The sequence below is a fragment of the Algibacter ulvanivorans genome (genome assembly GCF_048381495.1).
Lineage (GTDB): Bacteria > Bacteroidota > Bacteroidia > Flavobacteriales > Flavobacteriaceae > Algibacter_B > Algibacter_B ulvanivorans.
In genome coordinates this window covers 694433-715472 of record NZ_JBLWGD010000001.1, presented here as the reverse complement: position 1 = coordinate 715472, position 21040 = coordinate 694433, and the positions used below count along the sequence as shown (strand labels likewise).

General features: G+C 30.6%; 18 protein-coding genes. 7 read left to right on the top strand and 11 right to left on the bottom strand.

Annotation, left to right across the window (positions count from 1 at the left end; genetic code table 11):
- Positions 1-79: 79 nt before the first annotated feature.
- On the bottom strand, positions 80-1831 hold the full coding sequence (locus ACNG5D_RS03330; RefSeq protein ID WP_418182068.1) for a hypothetical protein: 1752 nt from the start codon (positions 1829-1831) through the stop codon (positions 80-82).
- Positions 1832-1978: 147 nt separating this feature from the next.
- On the opposite strand from ACNG5D_RS03330, the gene ACNG5D_RS03325 reads away from it, so the two are divergent.
- From ACNG5D_RS03325 to ACNG5D_RS03300, 6 genes are all read left to right on the top strand, one after another.
- The gene (locus ACNG5D_RS03325; RefSeq protein WP_418182067.1) at positions 1979-2494 is read left to right on the top strand and encodes an RNA polymerase sigma factor; all 516 of its coding nucleotides are present in this window, start codon (positions 1979-1981) and stop codon (positions 2492-2494) included.
- Positions 2495-2575: 81 nt separating this feature from the next.
- The gene (locus ACNG5D_RS03320) at positions 2576-3472 is read left to right on the top strand and encodes a FecR family protein (protein ID WP_418182066.1); all 897 of its coding nucleotides are present in this window, start codon (positions 2576-2578) and stop codon (positions 3470-3472) included.
- Positions 3465-5819 carry a TonB-dependent receptor plug domain-containing protein gene (locus tag ACNG5D_RS03315; protein ID WP_418182065.1) on the top strand — a complete coding sequence of 785 codons (2355 nt, stop codon included), beginning with the start codon at positions 3465-3467 and terminating at the stop codon, positions 5817-5819. The genes ACNG5D_RS03320 and ACNG5D_RS03315 overlap by 8 nt, the downstream gene beginning before the upstream one ends.
- Positions 5820-5839: 20 nt before the next feature.
- On the top strand, positions 5840-6202 hold the full coding sequence (locus ACNG5D_RS03310) for a hypothetical protein (RefSeq protein ID WP_418182064.1): 363 nt from the start codon (positions 5840-5842) through the stop codon (positions 6200-6202).
- A 98-nt stretch (positions 6203-6300) separates the two neighbouring features.
- Complete coding sequence (locus tag ACNG5D_RS03305; RefSeq protein ID WP_418182063.1) at positions 6301-6480, top strand: hypothetical protein; 180 nt, start codon at positions 6301-6303, stop codon at positions 6478-6480.
- 107 nt (positions 6481-6587) lie between these two features.
- Positions 6588-7277: a T9SS type A sorting domain-containing protein gene (locus ACNG5D_RS03300; RefSeq protein WP_418182062.1), complete on the top strand. Its 690-nt coding sequence runs from the start codon at positions 6588-6590 to the stop codon at positions 7275-7277.
- 167 nt (positions 7278-7444) lie between these two features.
- On the opposite strand, the gene argS is transcribed toward ACNG5D_RS03300, so the two are convergent.
- Positions 7445-9229: an arginine--tRNA ligase gene (argS, locus tag ACNG5D_RS03295; protein WP_418182061.1), complete on the bottom strand. Its 1785-nt coding sequence runs from the start codon at positions 9227-9229 to the stop codon at positions 7445-7447.
- 460 nt (positions 9230-9689) lie between these two features.
- Between argS and ACNG5D_RS03290 the strand changes: the two genes are divergently transcribed.
- Entirely contained in the window at positions 9690-11759 is a 2070-nt protein-coding gene (locus tag ACNG5D_RS03290; protein ID WP_418182060.1) for a tetratricopeptide repeat-containing sensor histidine kinase, read from the top strand.
- Between the two features lie 32 nt (positions 11760-11791).
- Here ACNG5D_RS03290 and ctlX read toward each other — a convergent pair whose 3' ends face one another.
- From ctlX to ACNG5D_RS03245, 9 genes are all read right to left on the bottom strand, one after another.
- Positions 11792-12727 carry a citrulline utilization hydrolase CtlX gene (gene ctlX / locus ACNG5D_RS03285; RefSeq protein ID WP_418182059.1) on the bottom strand — a complete coding sequence of 312 codons (936 nt, stop codon included), beginning with the start codon at positions 12725-12727 and terminating at the stop codon, positions 11792-11794.
- 7 nt (positions 12728-12734) lie between these two features.
- The gene (locus ACNG5D_RS03280; protein ID WP_418182058.1) at positions 12735-13649 is read right to left on the bottom strand and encodes a dimethylarginine dimethylaminohydrolase family protein; all 915 of its coding nucleotides are present in this window, start codon (positions 13647-13649) and stop codon (positions 12735-12737) included.
- Between the two features lie 151 nt (positions 13650-13800).
- Positions 13801-15090 carry a citrate synthase gene (locus tag ACNG5D_RS03275; protein WP_418182057.1) on the bottom strand — a complete coding sequence of 430 codons (1290 nt, stop codon included), beginning with the start codon at positions 15088-15090 and terminating at the stop codon, positions 13801-13803.
- Between the two features lie 176 nt (positions 15091-15266).
- Positions 15267-16559 (bottom strand): phosphopyruvate hydratase, encoded by a 1293-nt coding sequence (gene eno / locus ACNG5D_RS03270; RefSeq protein ID WP_418182056.1) that lies wholly within the window; start codon positions 16557-16559, stop codon positions 15267-15269.
- 157 nt (positions 16560-16716) lie between these two features.
- Positions 16717-17820: a glutamine-hydrolyzing carbamoyl-phosphate synthase small subunit gene (carA, locus tag ACNG5D_RS03265; protein ID WP_418182055.1), complete on the bottom strand. Its 1104-nt coding sequence runs from the start codon at positions 17818-17820 to the stop codon at positions 16717-16719.
- Between the two features lie 87 nt (positions 17821-17907).
- Complete coding sequence (locus tag ACNG5D_RS03260; protein ID WP_418182054.1) at positions 17908-18633, bottom strand: hypothetical protein; 726 nt, start codon at positions 18631-18633, stop codon at positions 17908-17910.
- Between the two features lie 7 nt (positions 18634-18640).
- Complete coding sequence (locus ACNG5D_RS03255; protein ID WP_418182053.1) at positions 18641-19369, bottom strand: hypothetical protein; 729 nt, start codon at positions 19367-19369, stop codon at positions 18641-18643.
- 84 nt (positions 19370-19453) lie between these two features.
- A complete protein-coding gene (rplQ, locus tag ACNG5D_RS03250; RefSeq protein WP_418182052.1) occupies positions 19454-19924 on the bottom strand; it encodes a 50S ribosomal protein L17 in 471 nt (156 codons plus the stop codon).
- Between the two features lie 59 nt (positions 19925-19983).
- On the bottom strand, positions 19984-20976 hold the full coding sequence (locus ACNG5D_RS03245; protein ID WP_418182051.1) for a DNA-directed RNA polymerase subunit alpha: 993 nt from the start codon (positions 20974-20976) through the stop codon (positions 19984-19986).
- Positions 20977-21040: the final 64 nt, after the last annotated feature.

Sequence of the window (21040 nt, the reverse complement as noted above, 5' to 3'; positions counted from 1 at the left end):
TGACAGCCTTAAAAATGAAACTTTGTTAAGTTACTTAACCAACCGAAAATAAGTTTCGTTTTTTACCAAACATGTTTGTTTATATGCGTTTTTCTAGTACTAGAATACGTTCTATTGTTCCGCTTGCGCTTAGGTCTTTTAGCTCGATTCTTTCTGTTGTTATTTCTAGTATTTTCCAGCGGTGGTTTAAATCGTTAAAGGGTGCATTGTCGCCAAAAAACAAGCCTAAATGTAAGCCTTCGTTTCTGTATGCTAACCAAGAGCCATTAAAAATACCGTCGTTAGGGTCTGTTACTTTTATGTTTCCGGTTTCCATAAAGTTTAGGGTGTACATGTAGAATTCTTCTGGTTTATTTTCGCCATCGATATGGTAGGCTGCGACTTCCCACTCGCCAGAAATTAGTACGTTATCTATGTATTCTAGATCGTCATCTTCATCTGGGCAATGTCTCATTAAAACCATTTGGTTGTTTATGTTTTCTAGTTTTATTAAGTTTTCTTGTAGCAAGGTTATTATCCAGACAAGTTTTAATTCTGGTCGGTCTTCTAATTCTATTTGTAATGCAAAGCCTGCATCTTTTTCGCTTATTTGATAGCTGCCTTGTATGAAATTGCCGTTTATTCTTATTTTTACAATATTATCGTCGTAAAATTTTAGTGGTGTGCCTATGTAATTTTTTTCGGTATCGACTCCCTCAATGTTTAAACGCGCTATTCGCCATAAACATTCTTGTAAATAGTCTTTAATTCGTTCTTTTGTAATGTCTATAACAACATCGCAGTTTTTCTTCATAATAACTCTGTTACCTCCTACTTCGAAAAGTTTTATTTTTCCGTACTCGATATCGTAAACTACCCATTCTAGATTAAAATCTACTAAGGTATCGAACTCTAACTTTAAAAGCGCGCCTCTATCGGTTACTCGAGTGTTCCATGTTCCTGTTAACACATTGCCGCCTCTAGCTCGCATAACAACTACGCCGTCTTCTTTAAAATTTAATGCGTATTCTTTATAGGTTTCGGTTTTATTTATATCGTTTCTTTTAAACTCGTAAACTACCCATGGGCAAATTTGCAAGTATTCGTCTAAGTGTTCTTTTGTAAAATCGTCGTCGCCATAATCGTTATCATCATCTTCGTCGCAAATGTTTTTTGCTTCTTTAATTGTTTTTGCAAGTTCTTCATTATTGTTAACTTGTAGTGTTGTTCCGTCTGCATACTCTAAAGTTATTGGAAAGTTAAGACTTGCTATAACTTCGGCATTTTTTACGCGTTTTAAAAACCGATATAATTGCCTGTCGTTTTCTATGGTTACAACATCAATAATTTGAAAATCGGTATTAAAAACCGAAAATGATATTGGGTATTGAAAATCGATGCATTCTATATCGTCATCCTCTTCGTTTTCTTCTTTACAATCTTCAATTAAAGCTTCTAATTCGTCTTGATTGTTAAGTACAATTTCTTCGTGGTCTGAAAGAATTATGGTTATTGGGAAAATAATATCTAGTTCGTCTTCATCATCATCAAATTCATTAAAAATGGCTTCGATTACTTTAAAGTCTTCTTCTGAATCTATAATAATTTGAAGACCATTAATTTCGACCGTTACTGGTAATTTTACAGCTGTGCAACTTGCATGGTCTATAATGTTATCTGCAGAACCGTCCATGATAGAGGTAGAGAACATTAAATTTGTTAGTTCAGATTCGGCTGTTAAAGCTTCTTTTTCTTCTGGTTGAGTAATTTCGGTTACTTCGTCTTGACAAGAAACAAAAAGTAAAAGGGCAAAAAAAGGTATTAGCAATACTGTTTTCATATTAATTTTCATGGTCATTGATTTTGGGTTAAACATAGCTTTTGATTATAAAACAAGATAACTTTAAAAATTCCTACCCTCATATTTTAAAAAACTTAAAAAAAGTAAAAACTAAATTTTAAAAAAAGGCTATTTTAGTAGCAAGAATCGAATATTGCTATGAAGAAAAAATTACATGAAAACATTTGTGAAGAACATTTATTTTCATCCATCTTCAATAAACACGCTAAAGATTTACATAGCTTTTTATACTATAAATTTGGCGATTTATTAAACCCTAAAGATAAAGTACAAGAGGCTTTTATTAAGTTATGGGAAAACTGCTCTAAAATTGCGCCTAATAAGGCAAAAAGCTTTGTGTTTACTACCGCAAACAACTTAATGTTAAATGAAGCTGCACACCAAAAAGTAGTTTTAAAGCATAAGCAAACTAAGCCTAAAACTTTTACAAACGAAAACCCTGAATTTTTAATGCAAGAGGCCGAGTATAATAATAAATTACAAAAAGCCCTTTCTAATTTAACCCATGCACAACGTGAAGCTTTTATGATGAATAGGGTTGAGGGTAAACGCTTTAAAGAAATTGCAGAAATTTTAGATATTTCTACAAAAGCGGTTGAAAAAAGAATTTATGGTGCTTTAATTAAATTAAGAAAAGAAATTAAAGAGTTGTAACTTTTTAAATTGAGCTTAAAAATTTCTTTTTAAAGGGTAGGAAAAAATTAAAGTTAACTGTTATATAGTTGAATAGAAATCATGAACAGAGAAGAACTCATATCAAAATGGTTAGATAACAACCTAAATGAACAAGAACTTAAGGCTTTTAAAAACCTTGATGACTATGATGATTTAGTAAAGTTAAACTCTAACTTACAAGCTTTTAAGGCAGATAATTACAATACATCTAAAGAACTTGAAAACGTATTATTGGCCATAAAAACGAAAAAGCAACCCCCTATTAAATGGTTAAAACCTCTTATACAAGTAGCTGCCTTACTAGCAGTATGTTTTAGTTTATATTATTATACAACTACTTTAAACACAACCATTACTACAGAGTTTGCACAAAAAACAACTATAGAGTTACCAGATGCCTCTAGTGTTTCGCTTAACGCAAAATCGTATTTAGTTTTTAATAAAAAAGATTGGAAACATGATCGTGAAGTAAAACTTGAAGGCGAAGCTTTTTTTAAAGTTGCTAAAGGCTCTGCTTTTAAAGTAAAAACAACATTAGGAACTGTTATGGTTTACGGTACTCAATTTAATGTAAAACAAAGGGACAATTATTTTGAGGTTATTTGCTACGAAGGATTAGTTGGTGTTACTTACAACGCTAAAGAAACAAAATTAAAACCGGGAAACCGTTTTTTAATTATTGATGGAAAAGTAATTGCTAAAGAAAAAGAAAACCGCACCATGCCTTCGTGGTTAAATAACGCAAGTACATTTACAAGCTTACCTTACAAAACTGTTATTGCAGAGTTTGAAAGACAATACCATGTAAACATAACTTTGCTTAACATAGATTCTGAGCAATTATTTACAGGTAGTTTTGCTCATGATAATATAGATATGGCTCTAAAATCAATTACATTGCCTTTACATGCAACGTATAGCAAATCAAATAATACGATTATATTAAAAGGTGAATAGAAATTTTATTTTTTCTATTGTTTTATCTGTATTTTTTTTGAATGCTGTTTCTTTAAAAGCGCAAACCGTTCAAAAAGAAAAGCAACCGCTTGTTTCCATTTTAAAAGCACTTTCTGTAACCTACAACATTAGCTTTTCTTATACTGATAAAACTATTAAAGACAAAACAGCTAATACTCCAAATAAAAACTTATCGATAAAAGCACTTTTAGAATTTCTTAAAAACGAAACATTATTAGATTTTGAATTACTAGATAATCGTTTTGTTGTTATAAGATCTAAGAAAAAAACACAAAATGAATTTAAAATACAAAACCTTAACGAGGTTATTGTAAATAATTATTTAACTACAGGTATTACCAAATTAAACGATGGAGCAATAACTATTAGGCCTGAAGCTTTTGGCATATTACCAGGCCTTATTGAACCCGATGTTTTACAAACCATACAAGCTATACCTGGTATACAAAGTACAGACGAAACCGTATCGAATATAAATGTACGTGGTGGCACTCACGATCAAAACCTACTACTTTGGGATGGCATAAAAATGTATCAATCTGGTCATTTTTTCGGGTTAATTTCTGCGTTTAACCCCTATACAACCAAACAGATTAAAGTTTATAAAAATGGTACTAGCGCAAAATATGGCGATGGTATTTCTAGCGTTATAGATATGCGATTACCAAATGATATTGATAATAAGTTTAAAGCAGGATTAGGTTTCAATTTAATTAATGCCGATGGTTATATAAAAGTGCCTTTATCAAAAAAAATAGAGTTACAATTATCTACTCGTCGCTCTATAACAGATTTAATAAACACCTCGACTTACGATCAATATTTTAAGCGTATTTTTCAAGATTCAGATTTCTCAAAAGGGAAAAGCAACAACAATTCTATAACACAAAATGAGTCTTTCTATTTTTATGATATTGCCGTAAAATTTTTATATGATATTTCAAAAAAAGACAAGCTTCGTTTTCATTTTTTAAACGTAAACAATCGTTTAAATTACGAAGAACAATCTACAATAAACGACGTTGATGAAGCTTTAAACAGCAAATTGTCTCAACAAAATTTAGCTTTTGGAGTTACTTACGTCAGAGACTGGAATGAGAAACTATCAACCACAGCGCAAATTTATGTTACAAACTACGATTTGGATGCAACAAATTTTGATGTCTTAAACAACCAACGTTTAATTCAAGAAAATGAAGTGTTTGATGGTTCTGTAAAATTAAATGTTAACTATCAAGCAACTAATCAATTTAAAATAAACACAGGCTATCAATTTACAGAAGTTGGCATTAGTAATTTAGAAGATGTAAATAATCCTGTTTTTAGAAGTTTTGTTAAAAATGTAATAAGAAGTCATGCTGCTTATGCCGAAACTGGGTTTCTTTCTAACAATGCTAAAACTAAACTTACTATTGGCGGACGTTTAAACTTTATTGAAAAATTTAATATGCTTTTCGCAGAACCCAGATTAAGTTTTTCTCAGCGTTTTTTAAACCATTTTAGGTTTGAAGTTTTAGGCGAATTTAAAAGCCAGACAACTACACAAATTATAGATTTACAAAACGACTTTTTAGGTATTGAAAAACGACGTTGGGTACTTTCAAATAACAACAAAGAGGTTATTATTAATGATAATCAAGTTATTCACCCAATTCCTGTTTTAAAAAGCAAACAATTTTCTGCAGGTTTACATTTTAACAAAAATAAACTCTTAATAAGTGCAGAAACCTACATAAAAAAAGTTGATGGTATTACAACAAGAAGTCAAGGTTTTCAAAACCAATACCTGTTTATTAATAGTACTGGAAGTTACAACATTAAGGGCGTAGATGTACTTATAAACAAACAATTTAACAAAATTATTAGTGGTTGGCTATCTTATTCGTATAGCAAAAACAATTATATATTTAATCATTTAAATGAAGGCAAAAAGTTTCCTAATAACGCAGATATAACCCATGCCTTTACCTTTGCTGGAACATACACTAATAACAACATAAAATTTGCTTCAGGGCTAAATTGGCATACCGGAATACCACATACCCAGCCTGCTAACAACACTAATCCTGAGGACCATTTAATAGTTTACGCTTCGCCAAATAGCACTCGTTTAAACAATTATTTACGTGTAGATTGCTCTGCAACTTATGCGTTTAATCTTTCTAATACGGCAAAAGCTACTATTGGTGCTTCTATTTGGAATCTTTTAAATAAGAAAAACACAATTAATAAATACTACATTTTAGATGAAAACAATAACGTTAACCCCGTTGAAAATATCTCTTTAGGAATTACACCAAACATTAGCTTTAGAGTGCATTTTTAAAAAATATTTATATTTGTAACATGTTAAATACTAACAAAATAAAGCTTTACTTAAGTAGCCTTATTCTACTTATTACTCTTAGCTCTTTTTCTGGGCATGTTAATGCACCTACGGGAATTGAAAAACCACAAACCGAAATTCTTGCAAGTAACAATTCTATTTATAATACTGTTACTAAAAATTACTATTTAACCAAATTACCATTAAAAGTTAGCTTAAAATATTTTATTAAATTCAACTTTAAGGCTCTTTTAAACAATAAACTTAGTAATGTATCTAATGCCTTAAAATCTCAAAAGGTAATATTATTACAATTTTTAAACCACCTAGTTTTAGAGCAAAATCTTATGGTGCAAATTAAAACCGTTTGCTACCAAAAATAACTTCATAGAGTCATTTTCACTTGCTATTAAATAGCAATTTTCACTACATATTTAACCATTTAACATCAAGATTCTGGTGTTAAACGCATTACCTTATAATGAAGTCCTTTAAAAAAAACTTAGGCTTTTTTGCCTTATTATTAATGCTAGGCTTAGCTGCTGTATTACCTATACCTATTATCTTTTACCGAAAAGATAATATGCCCAAATTTAAAACTGAACAAATTGATAAAAAACAAGAAGACCAAGATAAAAGTGATACAAAAGTCATTTTTTAATGGTTGATTTTGTAAATAATTTCAGCTACCTTCGTTTAACGTTTAATATAAAACATTAACGATTTTATATTAACGGACAATTGGCAACAAGCTGAAAAATAAGAACTATGAAACAATTATTACTTTCGATTTCAATTATTTGTTCAATAAACTGTTTTGCACAAGAACCAAATCCCGACTTATTTCAAACTTGGTATTTATATTCTGTTATGGCTAGCGATGGAAGCCCAGGACCTTATATAGTTTCAGAAATTGAACCTACTATAACGCCTTCCCTAACTATTATGGAAGATTTAACTTTTAATGGAATAGGAGCTTGTAACACATTTAATGGAACTTTCAATTTACCATTTTCTAATGTTTTAGAAACAGACCAATTTTCAAACACAACTGATGACTGCGGAGTTGAAATCCATAATAATTTTGAAAACGAATACTTTAACTTTATACTATTGGCTGCTGGATATTCGATATATTCAGTAGATAATGGTATGGTTTTAGACATTTACACGCCTGTTTTCGGAGGAGCAGTTTTTAAAAATTTCCCACTAAACACAACAAAATTTGAATTACCTCAAATTGACATTTACCCCAACCCAACGAGTTCTTTAATTTATTTAAAATCCCAAAATAGTCCTATTATAAAAATAGAAATATTTAATTCATTAGGACAAAGTATTAAAACTATTGAAAACAAATTTGATACAATAGATATTACTGATTTATCTAATGGGTTTTACATAATGAAAATTGACTCGGAATTTGGAACTCTTAATAAAAGAATTATTAAAAAATAAAATTTTGATTTATAAAAAGCCAGTTGCCAACACCGTATATAATTTATTGCTAGTTCTAGCCTACTTACAAAAATCCTTACTGATTTTCTATTTGGCTTGATTTGCTAAATTAAGTGCGTTAAAAACGCAAAAACCATATACAAACACGTTAAACGAACACCAAAATTCTACATACGTTCAGGAACATCAACACCTAATAAACCAAAACTATTTTTAATTGTATTAGCTACCATATTTGATAGTTGTACTCTAAACACCTTTTCTGTTTCGTTATCGGCTCCTAGAATTGAAACGTTTTGATAAAACGAGTTAAACTCTTTAACCAAATCGTAAGTGTAATTAGCAATTAAGGCTGGGCTATGGTTATCGGCAGCATTTTGAATTATCTCTGGAAATAATTGAATTTGCTTAATGAGTTCTTTTTCTTTAGGGTGTAACGACGTTTCAACATCACTTATAACTACAGAATCGTCTAAATTAGCTTTTCTTAATATAGATTGAATTCTAGCGTAGGTGTATTGAATAAAAGGTCCAGTATTGCCTTGAAAATCGATAGACTCTTTGGGGTCAAACAAAATACGTTTTTTAGGGTCTACTTTTAAAATATAGTATTTCAAAGCTCCTAAGCCAATGGTTTTGTAGAGCGTTTTCTTTTCACTCGTTGAATACCCATCCAATTTACCAAGTTCTTCTGAAATCTCTTCAGCTGTGGCTGCCATATCCTCAATTAAATCATCTGCATCAACAACAGTGCCTTCTCTACTTTTCATTTTTCCGCTTGGTAAGTCTACCATACCATAACTTAAATGATATAAGTTTTTTGCCCACTCGAAACCTAATTTCTTTAAGATTAAAAACAGTACTTGAAAGTGATAATCTTGCTCATTACCTACAGTATAAACCATACCTCCAACATCTGGAAAATCTTTAATACGTTGTATAGCAGTTCCTATATCTTGGGTCATATAAACCGCAGTACCATCAGCACGTTGTACTATTTTTTTATCAAGCCCATTATCTGTTAAATCGCACCAAACCGAGCCGTCTTCTTCTTTATGAAATACACCCGATTTTAAACCTTCTGCTACAAACTCTTTTCCTAATAAATAAGTATTACTTTCGTAATATAACGTATCAAAATTTACACCTAAGTTTTGATATGTTTCGGCAAAACCATCATAAACCCAACCATTCATTTTTTTCCAGAGTGCAACTACTTCGTTATCTCCTGCTTCCCACTTTAAAAGCATTTTTTGGGCTTCTAATAATAGAGGTGCATTCTTTTTGGCTTCCTCCTCAGAACTCCCACTTGCTATTAAACTTTGGATTTCTTTTTTATATTCTTGATCAAACTTCACATAATAATTACCAACAAGTTTATCACCTTTTAAGCCTGTTGATTGTGGAGTTTCTCCGTTACCAAATTTCTCCCAAGCTATCATGCTTTTACAAATATGAATACCTCGATCGTTTATAATTTGAGTTTTATAAACCTTTTTTCCTGAAGCCTTTAAAATTTCGGCAACACTATACCCTAAAAGATTATTTCTTATATGCCCTAAATGCAACGGTTTATTAGTGTTTGGAGACGAATATTCTACCATAATGGCTTTATCTCCTTCCTTTGGAAAAACAAATCCGTATTTATTATTATGCTTTACAGTATTAAAAAAATTAATGTAATAACTATCATCAATTTCAATATTTAAAAAGCCTTTCACTACATTGTACGCTTTTACTGCGTTTACATTATCAACCAAATAACGCCCTATAGTTTCTCCTATTTTTACAGGATTACCTTTTATAAAACGTAACATAGGAAAAATAACTACAGTAATATCTCCAGCAAACTCTTTTCTAGTCGCTTGAAATTCTACAGTTTCTAAAGAAACATCAAAGTCTGATTTTATAGCTTGTTTTACGTATTTTGATAATGTGTCTTGAAGGCTCATTTTACTATTTTTTTAAGGCTGCAAAGATAGAATTTTAAATCTAAGTTTAACCTTTAATTTATTTTGAAATTATAAATATTATTTTTTTCTATAATCCTTTTACACACACAAATACACAAAATTTCTTACATTAAACAAGTTGTTTTTAATATAAATTTATGGTGCTGTATTTCATCGACAAAAGTGCTCTTTTTCTATGATTTTTACCGTTTATCTATTCGTCGATTTTTAGAGGTTTTTCTCGACATCCTTTTATCTAATTTTTTGGTATTAAAACCCAAAAATTAGATTTTAATTATCCTTTTTTCAACTTTTGTGTGGTAATGCTATTAATTCGATTTAATCGGATAAAAAATAAACCTAACAAAGAGTTGTAATTAAATAAAGCAATCTTATATTCCCTCAAAATCTAAGACCCCTTTTACCTTGCTTTATAACTAGTTGCGATTTAAATGTTAAAATGAGGAGAATAACAACTTTATTATTTATGTTATCTGTGTTTATTAGTTTTTCGCAAACTAATGATATAGATAGTCTTGCTTTAGAATTAGCATTTCAGGAGCAAGATTCTCTTAAAATAGACACTTCCTTAAAGCTTATTAAAGCACTTTATGATAATAATGATTACGAAAGGGCTATTAAATATATTATAGAAAGCGAAAAACTTTCTAATGCTATAAACTACAAAATAGCAATTGCAGAAATCACTTTTTATAAAGCTTTAATTTATGCTCAAAAAAACGATTATATTAATGCAATTAGCGGTTACGAAAAATCTAAAACACTTTTTAACTCACTAAAAGACACTTTAAGCATTGCTAAAGTTAATAACAGCATTGGCTTAATAGAAATAAAACGAGGTAATTACAACAAAGGGTTACAGTTTTCTTTAGCAGCAATACATGAGCTTGAAAAAAGAAATCTTACTAGCGAGCTTAATTTAGCTTATAGTAATTTAGCTAAAGCTTATTACAACATTAATTTATTTGAAAAGGCTATTACCTATTACGAGAAGGCTTTAAGCATCCAATTAAAACTTAAAGACACTAAAGCCATTAATGAATCGCACGGTAAACTAGCAGAATTATACTCTAATAAAAAGGAACACAGAAAAGCCATTGAATACTACGAAAAAGTTTTAGAAAATACCGCAACTAATAACGACTCTATTCGTGGAAAAATATTTCCAAAACTTGGTGGCGAGTATTTAAAATTTAATGATTACGACCGAGCTACAAAATATTTAGTACAAGGTTATAACATTAATATTCGTAGTAAAGATAAAACAGGTTTACTGCTAGCTTTAAATAATTTAGGCCATTTAAACTTACAACAAGGCCGATTAAAAATAGCTGAAAAACAACTTTTAGAAGCTGGAGAAATTGCAAAAACATTAAACAATAAAACAGAACTGCTAAAGCATTATAAACTAATGCGGGCTTTAGACTCTACAAACAAACGTTTTGATAGAGCATTTATTTGGCAACGCGAATATTACGAATTAAACAATAGCCTAAAAAAAAGCAGTATAAAGCTAAATAACCAAACCAAAAACACTTTAGAATTAGACCAAAATTTAGCTATAAACCAAATAGAAACAAATCAAGCTATAAACCAAATTACGCCTAGTAATAATATGGCTGAAACAAACAAAATTTCAAACAAGCACAAGCTTATTCTTTATGGTTTACTTGCCGCCCTAATTGTAGTTTCTGCGCTGTTAGTTTTAGTTTATTTAAAACGAAATAGCAATATTAAATACATGCAAAATCTTGAAGAAAAAAATATTAAGATTGAACTAGAAAACCAAACCTTTTTAGAACAAACCAAACACCTTGAAAGCGTAAATAATGTTAAAGACAAACTTTTCTCGATTGTTTCTCATGATTTAAAAGACTCGTTATCTTCCATTAATGGTTTTATTGATTTATTAAAAGACGGCTCTCTATCTAGAGAAGAGTTTGATAATTTAATACCAGAATTAAGCGAAAATGCTAATAATGCATCTTTACTACTTTTTAATCTGTTAAATTGGTCTAAATCTCAAATGCAATCTTTAGAACCTAAACCAAGTTTGTTTGATATTCAAGAGGTTTTTGAAACTAAGGTTAAGCTAATAGAACAACGCATGGAAAATAAAGGTATAGAACTTGTTGACCACTCGTTACGAGATTTTGCTTATGCAGATAGAAGTATGTTTGAAATAGTTATCCAAAACCTATTAGCAAACGCCCTTAAGTTTAGTGATAATGGAGATACCATTACCATTTCAAACCATATAAGCAATGGAAGTTGTATTATAAGTATTGCAGATACTGGTATAGGTATATCTAAAGAAAATATGAGTAAATTATTTAATAGTAGTTCGTTTACTACTATGGGAACAGATAATGAAAAAGGAACTGGTTTAGGGCTTTCTATTTGCAAAGAGCTAGTAGAACTAAACCATGGAAAAATTTGGGTAGAAAGCACTAAAGGTGTTGGTAGTACATTTTACGTACAGTTACCAAAATCTAGGCCATCATCTTAATTACTATTTGTTAACGTTATTTTACTTAATACTTACTTTTTAGGTAAAAACACTTCGGCCATCATACAACGTGCGCTTCCGCCACCACAAGTTTCTATCGTGTTTAAAGTACTAGATAATATTTTTGTGTGTTTTTCAATAATTTTAATTTGAGCTTCTGTTAGAATATTATATGCTGCTTGGCTCATAATTAAGTATCGCTCATCATTGATGCCTTTTACTTGTAGCATATTACCGGCAAAACTATTTACTTGCTCTTCTGTTATATCTATAATGGTTTTCCCATCTTCTTTAAGGTGTTTAATAACACTTTTGCGCTCTTTTTTATCGTCAATACTATTTAAACAAATAACTGCGAATGTTTCGCCTATACACATCATAACATTTGTATGATATATAGCTTTACGCTTTCCGTTTACTGTTTGGTAAGCATTAAATACTACTGGTGTATATTCAAAATCTTCACAAAACTCTATAAATAAATCTTCATCGGCACGAGGCGACAATGCGCAATATGCTTTTCGATTAACACGATCTAGTATAATACTTCCTGTGCCTTCTAAAAATACATGTTCATCTTCAGCACTAGTATAATCAACAATATTATTAATTACAAAACCTTGTTCTTCTAAGGTTTCTAGTATATCTTCTCTACGTTCTAAACGTCTATTTTCTGCAAACATAGGATATAAACCTACATCTCCATTTTCATGAAATGACACCCAATTATTAGGGAATATAGAATCGGGAGTGTCTTTTTCAATCCTGTCATTAACAACAACTACATTAACACCAATAGCCTTTAATTTAGTAACATAATTATCAAACTCTTGTTGTGCTTTTGTGTTAATAGTTTCTGGCAAAACACCATCAATTGATTCTTGATAATAGTTATTAACTGCGGTTTGTTCATTCATCCTAAAATTTACAGGACGAACCATTAAAATTGTATTTGTTGTTTGTTGCATTTTATTTTTAATCTCTAATTAATGGCATTGTTGTACATCTTAATAAACCTTCTTGCTTACCAATTTCAGCATAAGGTACTTCTTCTACAGTAAAACCTTGTTCACGCAGCCAAGTATTAAGCCTTGTGAAGTTTTGTTCTGAAATGATAACATTGTCTGAAATTGAAAATACATTGCTGCACATTTGGTACATTTCATCTTTAGTAATTTCAAAAACATTGTCTTTTCCGAAGAAATTAACCAACCAATTATAATCATCTTCTATTAAAAAACCATTTTTATGTATTATAGCTTTTCCTTTTCCTAAAGGGTTAAAGCAACAATCTAAATGTAAAGCATTTTCTTTAGGGTTGGTATTTGATTTTCTTAATTCGAAAGATTTTATTTTTTTATTAGGAAACAATGCTTTTATTGCTTTTACTGCATTGGTATTTGTTCTTGCTGTTATTATATCTGGATAATCTTGTCCAGAATATGTACCTATGAATATATAATCATTCCATGGCATAACGTCTCCGCCTTCTACATGGCAATCTTCTGGTAATACTATACGCTTTTCTTCTGCTATTTGATTCCAAATATAATCTATGGCTTGAAATTCGTCTTCTCTGTCTGGAAGTATGTTTGCTTTTATTATTATATCGTCAATTACAAAGGCTATATCTCTGGCAAATATTTGATTACAATCTTTAATAATTTCAGGTCTATAGACTTTAACATTATACTTTTTAAAAACTTTAGCTACAGCTTCCATTTCCTTAACCATATCGTTCTCTGTTGGGTAAGTTCCTGCTAGTATATGCTCTACACTTTTTGGGTCGTAACAATCTTCTATTTTGGGTATTGGGCCATTGCTTTGTGCTGTTCCGAGTATTACTGCTTGCAATCTATTTATTTCGTTATTAACCTTTAATTTTATCATACTTTCTATTTAAAGCACATTATCATATTATAAACTTCAAAACTAAGAATAATTAAAGACTTTTTACATTATTCTTAAAATAATGCTTAAAAAAAGAAAAAGCTTCATGAAAGTTTCATGAAGCTTATTAATAACATAAATAAATTGTTATTTATCTTTCAGAGATATCTTTAAAAAATCTTTCGTTTTCGCCAATATATAATTGTCTTGGGCGCCCAATTGGTTCCTTCTTTAAACGCATTTCTCGCCATTGTGCTATCCATCCTGGCAAACGACCTAAAGCAAACATTACTGTAAACATATCGGTTGGAATACCCATGGCTCTGTATATTATACCTGAATAAAAATCTACATTAGGGTATAGTTTTCTGTCTACAAAATATTTATCTTCTAAAGCTTCTTTCTCTAACCCTTTGGCTATATCTAAAATAGGATCTTCTACTCCTAAATCTCCTAGTACTTCATCTGCGGCTACTTTTATAATTTTTGCTCTAGGGTCGAAATTTTTATAAACACGATGCCCAAAGCCCATTAAACGGAAAGGATCGCTCTTATCTTTGGCTTTGGCCATATATTTTTTTGTATCGCCTCCATCTTCTTTAATGGCTTCCAACATTTCTAGTACAGCTTGATTAGCTCCTCCATGTAATGGCCCCCAAAGAGCAGAAATACCTGCTGATAGCGAAGCAAATAAACCTGCATGAGATGATCCTACAATTCTAACAGTTGATGTTGAACAATTTTGTTCGTGATCTGCATGTAAAATTAGTAACTTATCTAAAGCATTAACTAAAATTGGGTTTTGAGTATATGATTCTTCATGAGGTTGTTTAAACATCATTTTTAATACATTTTCTACGTAACTCAATGATGAATCTCCATAATATAATGGCAAACCTTTCTTTTTACGCATGGTCCATGCTACTAAAATTGGAAATTTACCTAAAATACGTACAACAGAGTTATACATATCTTCTTCAGAATCTACATTAACACTAGATGGATTAAATGCGGTTAATGCACTTGTTAATGAAGATAAAACTCCCATTGGGTGAGCTGCTTTTGGGAATGCGTCTAAAATCTTTTTTACATCATCATCAACTACAGAGTGTTTCTTGATATCTGAATGAAATTTTTCAAATTGTTCTGTAGTGGGTAATTCTCCAAAAATTAACAGATAAGCTACTTCTAAAAAATCGGCCTTTTCTGCCAATTCTTCTATTGAATATCCTCTATACCTTAAAATACCTTTTTCGCCATCTAAAAACGTAATTGCGCTTTCGCAAGAACCTGTGTTTTTATATCCTGGATCGAGAGTAGTAACTCCTTTTGTAACGCTTCTTAGCGCTTTAATATCCATTGCAACTTCATTTTCTGTTCCTGTAATTAGTGGGAATTCATGTTTTTCTCCGTTTATCTCTAGAATAGCTTTATCTGACATGTTTTTTCTATATAGTGTTATTTAGTTATGCGGGTCGCTAATTTACGAAATATCTCTTTATTTTTTTAAGATTATCTATAACGATTTCGTCGATTTAAGAAAAATTAAAATTGATGTATATAAAAAAAGCGATTATTAAAAAATAATCGCTTTTGCTATAGAAATTAAAATAATATTTATTTTATTTTAAATGCCTTTTCTTGAGGGAAATAAGCAACTTCTCCTAGTTCTTCTTCAATACGTAATAATTGATTGTATTTTGCCATACGATCGCTACGTGACGCTGAACCTGTTTTTATTTGTCCCGTATTTAATGCTACGGCAAGATCTGCAATAGTATTGTCTTCTGTTTCTCCTGAACGATGCGACATTACTGATGTATAACCAGCATTATGAGCCATATTTACAGCTGCAATAGTTTCTGTTAAAGTTCCTATTTGGTTTACTTTAATTAAAATTGAGTTGGCAATACCGTTTTCAATACCTCTAGACAGACGCTCTACATTAGTTACAAATAAATCGTCTCCAACTAATTGTACTTTATCTCCAATTAATTCGGTTAAATAACTCCATCCTTCCCAATCGTTTTCATCCATACCATCTTCAATAGATATGATAGGGTATTTAGACGTTAATTCTGCTAGGTATTCTGCTTGTTCTTTACTTGTTCTAACTACTCCTGAATCGCCTTCAAACTTTTTGTAATCATATTTACCATTTACAAAAAATTCTGCCGAAGCACAATCTAAAGCAATTTTTACCTCGTCGCCAAATTTATAACCTGCATTTTCAACAGCTTTAGCAATGGTATCTAGAGCATCTTCTGTACCACCTTCTAGGTTTGGTGCAAAACCGCCTTCGTCTCCTACAGCTGTACTAAGGTTTCTGTCGTGTAGTACTTTTTTAAGATTGTGAAATATTTCGGTTCCCATTTGCATAGCATGTGTAAAGGTTTTAGCTTTAACAGGCATAATCATAAATTCTTGAAATGCAATTGGAGCGTCGCTATGAGAACCTCCATTTATAATATTCATCATTGGCAAAGGAAGTGTGTTTGCCGAAACGCCACCTACGTAACGGTATAATGGCATACTCAATTCATTAGCCGCTGCTTTTGCCACCGCTAAAGACACACCTAATATGGCATTAGCTCCTAATTTTGATTTATTTGGGGTACCATCTAAATCAATCATTATTTTATCAATAAGGTTTTGTTCAAAAACCGAAACACCTAACAACTCTTCGGCTATAATTGTGTTTACATTTTCAACAGCTTTTAAAACAGCCTTACCCATATAAGTATTTCCACCATCACGTAATTCAACAGCTTCATGTTCTCCTGTTGATGCTCCCGACGGTACAGCAGCTCTACCTAATATATTATTTTCTGTTACTACATCTACTTCAACCGTTGGATTTCCTCTAGAATCTAGAATTTGTCTTGCGTGGATATTAATTATTATACTCATAATTGGTTTGTTTTTAATCTTTTAATTACTTCAAATTTACGTTTAAATCTTATTTATTTTTAGATGTTTTTAAAGAAATTAACGAAATTACTTCTACAACGTTTTAGTAAAAATAAACCTCGATAAAAATTTTATTTACCGAGGTGTTTACTTGACTTTATTTTTTTAAATTTTCTATGAATTGATCAAAAAGATATGATGAATCGTGTGGACCTGGACTAGCTTCTGGGTGATATTGTACTGAAAATATCTTCTTATTTTTCATGGCTAAACCAGCTACAGTATTATCATTTAAATGTACGTGTGTAATTTCTAAATCTGAATTTGCTTCGGCTTCTTGCCTATTTACAGCAAATCCATGGTTTTGAGATGTAATTTCTCCTTTTCCCGTAATTAAGTTTTTTACTGGATGATTTATACCTCTATGGCCATTATGCATTTTATATGTTGAAATACCATTGGCTCTTGCTATTACTTGATGGCCTAAACATATTCCAAACAATGGTAAGTTTCTTTTTATAATTTCTTTTGCTACTTCTTGCGCCTCTACTAGTGGTTCTGGGTCTCCTGGGCCGTTTGACAAAAAGTAACCATCTGGTTTAAAAGCTTCTAAATCTTCAAACTTAGCATTATAAGGGAATACTTTTATATAAGCATCTCGACTTGCTATGTTTCGTAAAATATTCTTTTTTATTCCAATATCTAATGCGGCTACTTTATAAGTTGCATTTTCATCACCAAAATAATATGGTTCTTTGGTTGATACTTTTGAAGCTAACTCTAAACCTTCCATATTTGGCACTTCTGCCAACTGCTTTTTAAGGCCTTCAATATTATCAACATCTGTTGATATAACAGCATTCATAGCACCATTATCGCGAATATAACTTACCAAGGCTCTGGTATCTACATCCGAAATTGCTAAAAGATTATTTTTATCAAGAAAATCTTCTAATGATCCGTCTGCTGCTTCTCTAGAGTATTCGTAACTAAAGTTTTTAACTATTAGCCCTGCAATTTTTATAGAATTAGATTCTACTTCATTGTCATTTACACCATAATTACCAATATGCGCATTAGTGGCTACCATAAGCTGCCCATAGTATGAAGGGTCTGTAAAAATTTCCTGATACCCTGTCATACCTGTATTAAAACATACTTCGCCAAATGAAGTTCCTTGTTTATTACCTACTGCTTTACCGTAAAAAATAGTACCATCTGCTAGAAGAATGATGGCTTTTTGTCTTTTTTGATATTTCATATGTCTTTCGAAAAGTTTTGCAAAATTGCTAAAAAAAAAGGATAAACTAAAATAGTTTATCCTTTATATATTAAATGCTTATTAACATTATATGATTGAATTGTAATAATTAAAAATTTTCTTAATATCGGCATCCACTTTAAACGATATTTTATTATCACTTAAAAAGCTTTTTATTTCTTGCTTTTTATCTGCCATTAGCTTTAATACCGTTGATTTTTTCAACTTAACTTCTTCTAAGTTTCCTCCTCTATCAATATAATAACTTGACTGAATATCTATCTTATCTGCCTGCATCTTTTTTTGTGTCATCGGGTTAATAGTTCCTGGGTTTATAACCGTATTATATGATTTTAACAAAGATACTTTATCGCCTTCTTGAATCATTTCTAAAAAATAATTAGATCCTTTACCTTCAATTTGCTTTTTAACAAATTCTTTATCACCTATTACAACCTTTTTTATTGATTGAGAATTAAATGCAAAAATAGAATCTACTGCCATATTTTTACTCATATTAGCCTCAAAACGATTAAACCTAACATTAAAGTTAACCTGAGGTACTTTATAACCTTCGTTTCCTAATAAATAAAACGATGCGTTGTTAACCCAATTATTAAATAAATAATATGATCCTTCTACTTTTGATTTTGATGCGCTTGACTTTATCCAGACACCATTATTAGAACCTGCAGTTACCTGTACACCACCATACATATTTGAAGCTGAAGTTCCTGAACCAATAATTTTGCTATTTTGCGAAAATGTGTAAAGTGTTGTAAATGCAGTTACTAATAAAAATATTTTTTTCATATTTAATTTATTTAATTGAGTTATAATATTTAAAAATTTGTTTTAAATCATTTTCTTTTGCTACAGACAACTTATTGTCTTTAATAAAAGTTTTTATATAATCTTTTTTATCAGACATTAATTTTAGTATCGTAGATTTTTTAATTTTTAGCGCTTTTAACTTACCATTTGTTTCTACTAAATAACTATGTTTAATATCTATTTTATCTTTCCCCATTTTTTGTTGTGTCATAGGGTTTACACTAGCTAAAACCACTTCGGTTTCATATTTTTTATATAAGGATACGTTGGAGCTTTCTTCTATTATTTCTAATAAATAATTATTTTGATTATTTGTTTCTTTTTTAATAAACACCTTGTTTCCTATTCTAACCTTACTTAAATCTTTGGTATTAAATACAAATGTTTTATTTGTTGCATCATCAAACATAGCCTCTACCGAATTTGATGCTACATTAAAATTACAATTAGGCAATTTATAGCCTTTGCCACTTAAATCATATATCTCTGCTGTATTGGACCATGTGTTAAACAAATAATTAGTCCCGCTAATTGTGTTTTTTGTTGATGATGTTTTAGTCCACTCGCCTTTAACAAAGTTTAATAAATTGTTTGTTCCATAACCATTGCCACCTAAACCATTTGAACCAGAAGATAAATTCACAGCTCTTCCTTGAGGACCTTGGGCTGCAATTAAACTTGATGATAACACTAAAAAAAATAGTAATTTTCTCATAATTTTAGATTTGAGTAAATTTAAAAAAAAAGCAAACTTAAAAAAGTTTGCTTTTTGTATAAAGTGTTAAAAATATGTTATTTTTTACTCTTCTTCGTTTGATGCTTGAGCTTCAACTGGAGCAGCTGCAGGTTTAGAACCACCTCTTCTACTTCTTCTAGTTGTTTTCTTTTTCTCTTTACCAGCATTGTAGATTTCGTTGTAATCAACTAACTCTATCATTGCCATATCAGCATTATCACCTAAACGATTACCAAGTTTAATAATTCTTGTGTAACCACCTGGTCTGTCACCTATTTTAGCAGCAACATCTCTAAACAATTCTGCTACAGCATTTTTTTGTCTTAGTTTAGCCATAACTAAACGTCTGTTATGCGTTGTATCTACCTTTGATTTTGTAATCATTGGCTCTACAAATTGTTTTAATGCTTTTGCTTTAGCTACAGTTGTATTAATACGTTTATGCTCTATTAAAGAACAAGCCATATTAGCTAACATTGCTTTTCTGTGGGCTGTTTGTCTACCTAAGTGGTTTACTTTTTTTCCGTGTCTCATGACCTTTGTTTTATCATCTTGCTACCAAACTCGCAATTCGAGGAGCAAAATATGATTAATTAATCTTTATCTAATTTATATTTACTTAAATCCATCCCGAAGTTTAGTCCTTTAACATTTACTAGCTCTTCAAGCTCTGTTAAAGACTTTTTACCAAAGTTTCTGAATTTCATTAAATCATTTTTGTTAAATGATACTAAATCTCCTAAAGTATCAACTTCTGCAGCTTTTAAACAGTTAAGAGCACGAACCGATAAATCCATATCAATTAACTTTGTTTTAAGTAACTGTCTCATATGAAGAGATTCTTCATCATAAGTTTCAGTTTGTGCAATTTCATCAGCTTCTAAAGTGATACGCTCATCAGAGAATAACATGAAGTGGTGAATTAAAGTTTTAGCACCTTCAGTTAAAGCGTCTTGTGGTGTAATTGATCCATCTGTTATGATTTCGAAAACTAATTTTTCATAATCAGTTTTTTGTTCAACACGATAGTTTTCAATACTATACTTAACGTTTTTTATAGGTGTGTAAATTGAATCAGTAAAAATTGTTCCTATTGGTGCTGAAGCTTTTTTATTCTCTTCTGCAGGAACATACCCTCTACCTTTTTCAATAGTGATTTCCATATTAAAATTCACTTTTGGATCTAGGTTACAGATTACTAACTCTGTGTTTAACACTTGAAATCCAGAAATGAACTTTTGAAAATCTCCAGCTGTAATTTTATCTTGGCCAGAAATTGATATTGAAATTGATTCGTTATCAATATCTTCAATTTGTCTTTTAAAACGTACTTGTTTTAAGTTTAAGATGATTTCTGTTACATCTTCAACAACTCCAGCTATTGCTGAAAATTCATGATCTACACCTTCAATTCTAACCGATGTAATTGCAAACCCTTCTAAAGAAGATAATAATACTCTTCTTAAAGCATTTCCTACTGTTAGTCCATAACCAGGCTCTAAAGGTCTGAATTCGAATTTACCTTCGAAATCAGTAGAATCAATCATGATTACTTTATCTGGTTTTTGAAAATTAAATACTGCCATATTGTGTCTTCGTTTTAATTGTTATTTAGTTGCGCGATTTATAAGTGTGAAGAAAACAAATAAA